Source organism: Nocardia sp. bgisy134 (assembly GCF_965341865.1).
Taxonomy (GTDB): domain Bacteria; phylum Actinomycetota; class Actinomycetes; order Mycobacteriales; family Mycobacteriaceae; genus Nocardia.
The window spans coordinates 348,734-354,733 of the sequence record NZ_CBDQZP010000002.1 but is presented as its reverse complement, the minus strand read 5'-3'; the positions used below and the strand labels follow the sequence as shown (position 1 = coordinate 354,733).

Annotated in this window: 6 protein-coding genes; 3 read left to right on the top strand and 3 right to left on the bottom strand. The window is 66.8% G+C overall.

Annotated features, from left to right (window positions below; genetic code table 11):
- Nucleotides 1-16 precede the first annotated feature (16 nt).
- From ACRWNM_RS05385 to ACRWNM_RS05375, 3 genes are all read right to left on the bottom strand, one after another.
- Nucleotides 17-511, bottom strand: a complete 495-nt coding sequence (locus tag ACRWNM_RS05385; RefSeq protein ID WP_431964086.1) for a YbaB/EbfC family nucleoid-associated protein — start codon at nt 509-511, stop codon at nt 17-19.
- A gap of 76 nt (nt 512-587) precedes the next feature.
- On the bottom strand, nt 588-905 hold the full coding sequence (locus ACRWNM_RS05380; RefSeq protein WP_431964084.1) for a hypothetical protein: 318 nt from the start codon (nt 903-905) through the stop codon (nt 588-590).
- Nucleotides 906-1,086: 181 nt separating this feature from the next.
- Entirely contained in the window at nt 1,087-2,685 is a 1,599-nt protein-coding gene (locus ACRWNM_RS05375; protein WP_431964082.1) for a hypothetical protein, read from the bottom strand.
- Nucleotides 2,686-3,091: 406 nt separating this feature from the next.
- On the opposite strand from ACRWNM_RS05375, the gene ACRWNM_RS05370 reads away from it, so the two are divergent.
- The 3 genes from ACRWNM_RS05370 to ACRWNM_RS05360 all read left to right on the top strand — a co-directional run bounded on the left by ACRWNM_RS05370 (nt 3,092) and on the right by ACRWNM_RS05360 (nt 5,974).
- Nucleotides 3,092-3,766 (top strand): response regulator transcription factor, encoded by a 675-nt coding sequence (locus ACRWNM_RS05370; protein WP_431964080.1) that lies wholly within the window; start codon nt 3,092-3,094, stop codon nt 3,764-3,766.
- Nucleotides 3,767-3,903: 137 nt separating this feature from the next.
- Nucleotides 3,904-5,253 carry an MFS transporter gene (locus tag ACRWNM_RS05365; protein WP_431964078.1) on the top strand — a complete coding sequence of 450 codons (1,350 nt, stop codon included), beginning with the start codon at nt 3,904-3,906 and terminating at the stop codon, nt 5,251-5,253.
- A gap of 52 nt (nt 5,254-5,305) precedes the next feature.
- Nucleotides 5,306-5,974, top strand: coding sequence for a response regulator transcription factor (locus tag ACRWNM_RS05360; RefSeq protein WP_431964076.1), 669 nt, complete (start codon nt 5,306-5,308; stop codon nt 5,972-5,974).
- Nucleotides 5,975-6,000 lie beyond the last annotated feature (26 nt).

Here is a 6,000-nt window from a genome sequence, read left to right as displayed (position 1 = left end):
CTAAACCGCGCGCACGTCACCAAACCGAGTCGGTGACGCCCTTTCCGGTTTCGGGCTTGTCCTCGAGGGTCTCCACATCGGTGAACACCAGTTCCGCGTCCTCGCGCTCGGCGTCACCCGGCGGCGCGACGGAAACCGGTGGCTCCGTAGGGATCTCGCTCTGGAAGTCGGGCATTCCCGGGATCACGTCGGAGAGCTTGGGCAGCCGCGCCCGCTCCTCCGCCAAGGGCGCCATGACTTGCTTGCTCTGATCGAACACATCCTCGGCGGCCTGCTGGGCCAGCCGCGTGATGGATTTGGCGATGTCCTCGTAGCTGTATTCGCCTATGCCGCTGCCGAATTTGGTTTGGATGATCACCCCGTTGGCGTTCACCGTCACCGAGATCTGCCGGTCCCTGGTGCTCGCGGTGGCGGTGAGCTTGACCCGCTGCTGCTGCATCTCGGCGATCTCGCGGATGCGGCTGCGGAATTCCTCCATCACGCCGGCGATCTCGGCATCGCGTCTGGCCACCTAGTTCTCACCCACTCCACAAACTCTCATGGCGGTCCGAGTGGACCGCCCGCCAACTACCAGCAACCGGTCCGGCTCAGATGTTCTCGAACTGCTCTCGGCGCTTCTGCTCCTCGCGTTCGGCGTTCCTCGCGTTCTGGAACTGGCCATCGGAGAGCTTGCCCCAGGATGTGGCCATGGTCCGTGTGCCCTCGACAGCGCCCTCGAGCTGGTATTTGAGACCCTTCGGGTCATCCATGAACTTCTTGCCGAAGACCGGGTCGGAGCTGACGATCGCGATCAGCGAATCCAGCTGCGCCTGCACTCGATCAGCGAGGTCGTCCATGCGGTCGCGCACCTTGCCGGTGTCGGTGCCCGCGATGCGCTGCTTTTCCACAAAACTCTCGACGTCCACCGCGCACCTCCATCTCACAGGCTCGTACCAGCCGGAAAGCAGCTGGTAAGCCGAGCTTTTCGACCATTCTGGCATCTCGGCCGACGTTGCGGGCCGATTCACCGGGCCGAGAAGCTAAAGAACCTGTTAGGAATTGGCCATCGATCCGTTCCCTGATGTTAACCCAGGCGGGCAACCTGGGTCAGGCGTCGACCATCCCGTTGCGCTCCTGGAAGCGCTGCTCGAACTCCGCGATGTAGCGCGAGGGCGCGATCGAGGACGAGGACTGCTCCAGCACACCGTCATCGGCGATGTAGAACAGGGCACGGCCGATGGCGATCTCACCCGGCGCGGTCGGCACGTAGACCATCCAGCCGCAGCTGATGCGGTCGGCACGCAGCTGATCCAGCGGATAGCCGGTGGTGTCGAGATTGCGATCGAGAATGTAGCGGCGCACCTGATCGATGGCCTCGTCCTCGGGCATCGGATCCGGCAGCGTGGTGGCCACGCCAGCCATGGTGAGCTGGTAGAAGGCGCTGTCGATATCGTAGCCACCCTCGTCACCGAAGACGCTGATCAGCGTATCCCTGGTCACCACACCGGCTTCCGCGGCCGAGACCAGCGTGGCCACGGCGGCGACCTGGCCGTCGGTGGCCTCGGCGGCGACCAGGCTGGCGATCACGTTGGTCACCGTCTGCGCGGTCCAGATACCGGGCACGGCCTCGGCGAGCTGATCGGCCGTCGGCGACTCGGCGCGGTACCAGCGACCGCCCTCCCACCAGTAGCAGAACGACAGCAAACCGCTGGCGGCCCGAGGATTCAGCACCGGGTTCGCCACCCAGGCCGGAGCACCGGCGTAGTACGCGGGCAGCTGCGCATCCTGGTTGTACGCCGCGTCCAAGGCGGGCGCGTTCCAGACACCACCGGAGAACACGGCCCGGCCACCGGGCAGCATGTACAGCGTCGAGCCGCCCCGCTTGGCGCCTTCGAACCAGCCCAGCGCGGGCAGAATACGCGGCCCCCACTCGGAACCGACGGCGACGAACGCGGCCGCCAACACCGCCCAGCGGGCCCACAGCGTGGGCAGCGCCGGGAAATCGCGCTCCGAGATCGTCCCGCGCACACCGGCTTCCCGATCCGCGCGCGCCCAGGCGGCAGCCTCCGCCGGGGTGCGGGACTGGCGGTTGCCGTGACTCACGTACGCGGCCAGCCACACCGGCAGCCGGTCCCGCGGATTGGCTTCCAGGTCGGCCTGATACACCTCGGCCGGGAACAGGTGATCGTCCGGGAACGGCTCGTCACCGTAGTCGTAGTCGATATCCAGCTGACCGGCCGGCGTCAACTGCAACAGCAGCCGCCACCACGGGCCGTCGCCCATGGCGGCGGACACCTCGCGGTGCCTGCGCACCAGCTCCAGCACCGCCTCCGACGGCTGGATGCGGACCGAACGCTCCTGATCGTCGCTGAACACGATCTGCGCGACCTCGGCGACCGCGGTGAAAGCGAACACCGCGTCCAGCTTGGACCAGCCCTGCGGGGCGCCGGTGGCCAGTTCACGGGCCAGATTGTGGCCGAGCTCGCGGGCCTGCTCGGCCGAGTCCACGGTTTCGGGCTCCGGCTCCGGCCCGGAATCACCCAGCGAGAACTCCACATCGGGTTTGTCGCTGCTCTCCTCGAACGCCTGCTGGAACTCCCGGCGGAACTCTTCGTCGGCGCGCTGCTCGGGTGTGAGATTCGGCTGCTGATCGCCGGAGACCTGGTTGTCGCGGGCGTCGTCGTTCGGGCCTTCTGGGCTGGTCACGGTGCAGCTATCTCCTCATCCACGCACCCGTCACCGGAATCCCGACAGGGCGTCCGGTGACAGGCTAGAGCCGAATTGCTGTCCTTCATCCTGGCACAGGATGTCGAAAAGCGACCCGGCACGCCGAAACCCTCACCCCCCAAGTAGGACTTGCGGACCCGCCGTGGCGGACCTCGTCCGGTCTTTTGCAGGGCAGGACGAGGCCGCGGTGCTGATGGCGGACCGGGGTGCTGGTCATCGGCTCCTTCGAAGGAAGCAGCTGGGAAGGAATTCTCCCGCACCCGGCGGTTTTCGTCTCGCTCATGAGCGGTGACTTCCCTAAGAACGTGTCAAGGTCTCGAGCCTGCCGGTCCCCCACCACCCAATACCCCTGCGGACGGAACCTCCGATTTGCGAGGATCTGGGCGTGAGACTCGCGATAGTCGAAGACGACCCCGGAGTCGGCGACGCCCTGGTCGCGGCGCTGCGCGCCAAGGACTATCAGGCCGACCATCTGCGGCGCGGCGCCGACCTGCTGCTCACCCACGACCGCTACGACGCCGTCATCCTGGACCTCGGCCTGCCCGATATGGACGGCCTGGAGGTATTGCGCAAACTCCGCGAGGTCAGCTCGGTGCCGGTGCTGATCCTCACCGCGCGCAGCGGCGAACGCGCCGTCATCCGCGGTCTGCGCGCCGGCGCCGATGACTACCTGACGAAGCCACCGCGCGTCGGCGAGCTGGTGGCGCGCCTGGAAGCCATCACCCGCCGCGCCGGTACCCCCACCGCCCCCGCTCAGCTGGTGGTGGTGACCGGCGACGTCCGCGTCGACCTGCAAGCCCGCACCGTCGAGGTCGCGGGCACCCCGATCACGCTCACCCACAAGGAATTCGAACTGGTGCGCGTCCTCCTGGAACGCCCGGGCTCCGCCGTCAGCCGCCAGCAGCTCATGGACCGCATCTGGGGCGACGCCTTCGCCGCCATCTCCCGCGCCCTCGACGTCCACATGGCCGCGCTGCGCGCCAAACTCCAGCGCCCCCACCTCATCACCACCATCCACGGCTACGGGTACCGATGGGAAACGGAGCCCCCGGGGCTCTGACGGCTACTGCACATCCACGCCTTCACGACTCTTGCCTAAGGGACGGTTAGGGATTTCGCGTACCACAGGAGTGCCCCAGGTGACCGGCGACACAGTGGGAGTGCCCGATATGTGTGCGGAGTCCGAAGGAGGACACCATGACTGCGACACAAGCCGCCGGTGAACGCAGGGTCGTCGGCAACGTGATGCGAGGATCGCTAGGCAACCTGATCGAGTGGTACGACTGGTACGTCTACGCGGCGTTCAGCGTCTACTTCGCGAAGACGTTCTTCCCTTCGGGCGATTCCACCGCCCAACTCCTGCAATCGGCACTGGTTTTCGCGCTCGGCTTCCTGATGCGACCGATCGGCGGCTGGCTCTTGGGCCAGTACGCCGATCGGGCCGGTCGCCGAACGGCGTTGACGCTGTCGGTGACGGTGATGGCCGCGGGTTCGCTGATCATCGCGCTCACGCCGAGCTACCACACCATCGGCATCGCCGCGCCGATCATTCTGCTGATCGCGCGCCTGCTCCAAGGGTTGTCGCTCGGCGCCGAATACGCGACCAGCGCGACCTATCTGTCGGAGGTGGCGACCCCGGGCAAGCGCGGGTTCTACTCGAGCTTCCAGTACGTGACCCTGGTCGCCGGTCAGCTCACCGCGCTCGGCGTGCAGATCATCCTGCAGCACATCCTCACCTCTGAGCAGATGAACAGCTGGGGCTGGCGCATCCCGTTCGTGATCGGCGCGGCGGGCGCGGTGGCGATCATGTGGTTGCGCCGCGGGATGGACGAGTCGTCGCACTACGAAGCCGCCGCCTCCGACGCCTCGGCGCCGGAGAAGAAGCGCGGTTCGCTGCGCGTGCTGCTGGAATACCCGCGGGAATGCCTGGTCGTTGTCGGCCTGACGCTCGGCGGCACGGTGGCGTTCTACACCTACACCACCTATATGCAGAAGTTCATGATCAACACCTCCGGCATCTCCAAGGGCACGGTGGCCTGGATCAACTTCATCGCGCTGCTGGCGTTCGTGGTGATCCAGCCGCTGGCAGGCGCCCTGTCCGACCGGATCGGCCGACGGAAGCTGCTGCTGTTCTTCGGAATCACCGGCACGGTGTGCACCGTTCCGATCATGACCGTGCTCGCGCACACCTCGAACCCTGTCGCGGCCTGGGGCCTGATGATGCTCGCGCTACTGATCATCACCGGCTACACCTCGATCAACGCCATCGTCAAAGCCGAGCTGTTCCCCACCAAGATCCGGGCGCTCGGCGTCGGCCTGCCCTACGCACTGACGGTGTCGATCTTCGGCGGCACGGCCGAATCCATCGCGCTCGCGCTGAAGAAGGCGGGGCACGAATCGGTGTTCTTCTACTACGTCGCCGGGTGCATCGCGATCTCGCTGTGCATCTACTACTTCATGCGGGAGACCTCGGCGACCTCGGTCCTCGAGGCCGAGCGCGCCGACGACGCCACGCAGGAGGGCACGGCCAAAGTCCCGGTGGCGTGACGCGGAACCGAAACGCCTGCGCACCGATCCTTCGATTTGCGAGGATCGGTGCGTGAGGCTTGCCGTAGTCGAAGACGATGATGGGGTGGCGAGCGCGCTGCTCGAGGCGTTGCGAGCCAAATACGAAGCCGATCACATCAAGCGCGGCAGCGATCTGCTGCTCTGCCACAACCGCTACGACGCGGTGGTCCTCGATCTCGGGCTGCCGGACATGGACGGTCTGGAGGTGCTGCGCAAGCTGCGCAAGGTCAGCTCGGTACCGGTGGTGATCCTCACCGCGCGCGGGGGTGAGCGGGCGGTCATCCGCGGATTGCACGCCGGGGCCGACGACTACCTGGTCAAACCGCCGCGCATCGCGGAACTGATCGCCCGCTTGGAGACCGTCACCCGGCGCGCGACCGCGCACGCGCCGCCGCCGCAGCGCGTGATCGTCACCGGCGATGTCCGCGTCGATCTGAACGCGCGGCTGGTGGAGATCGCGGGCGAACCGATCACGCTCACCCACAAGGAATTCGAGCTGATCCGCATCCTCCTGGAACGACCGGGGGCCGCGGTGAGCAGGCAACAGCTGATGGACCGGATCTGGGGCGATGCGTTCGCCGCGGTCTCGCGGGCGCTCGACGTGCACATGGCGGCACTGCGCGCCAAGCTCGGCAGACCCGGGCTGATCACCACCATCCGCGGATTCGGGTACCGGTGGGAGCTGGAGGATATGTCGTAACCCGCGGAGCGTGGCGGATACGGCAG

Excerpts from the sequence above, each read along its gene's own strand:
- ACRWNM_RS05365 (WP_431964078.1), top strand. The coding sequence starts at position 3,904 with ATGACTGCGACACAAGCCGCCGGTGAACGCAGGGTCGTCGGCAACGTG.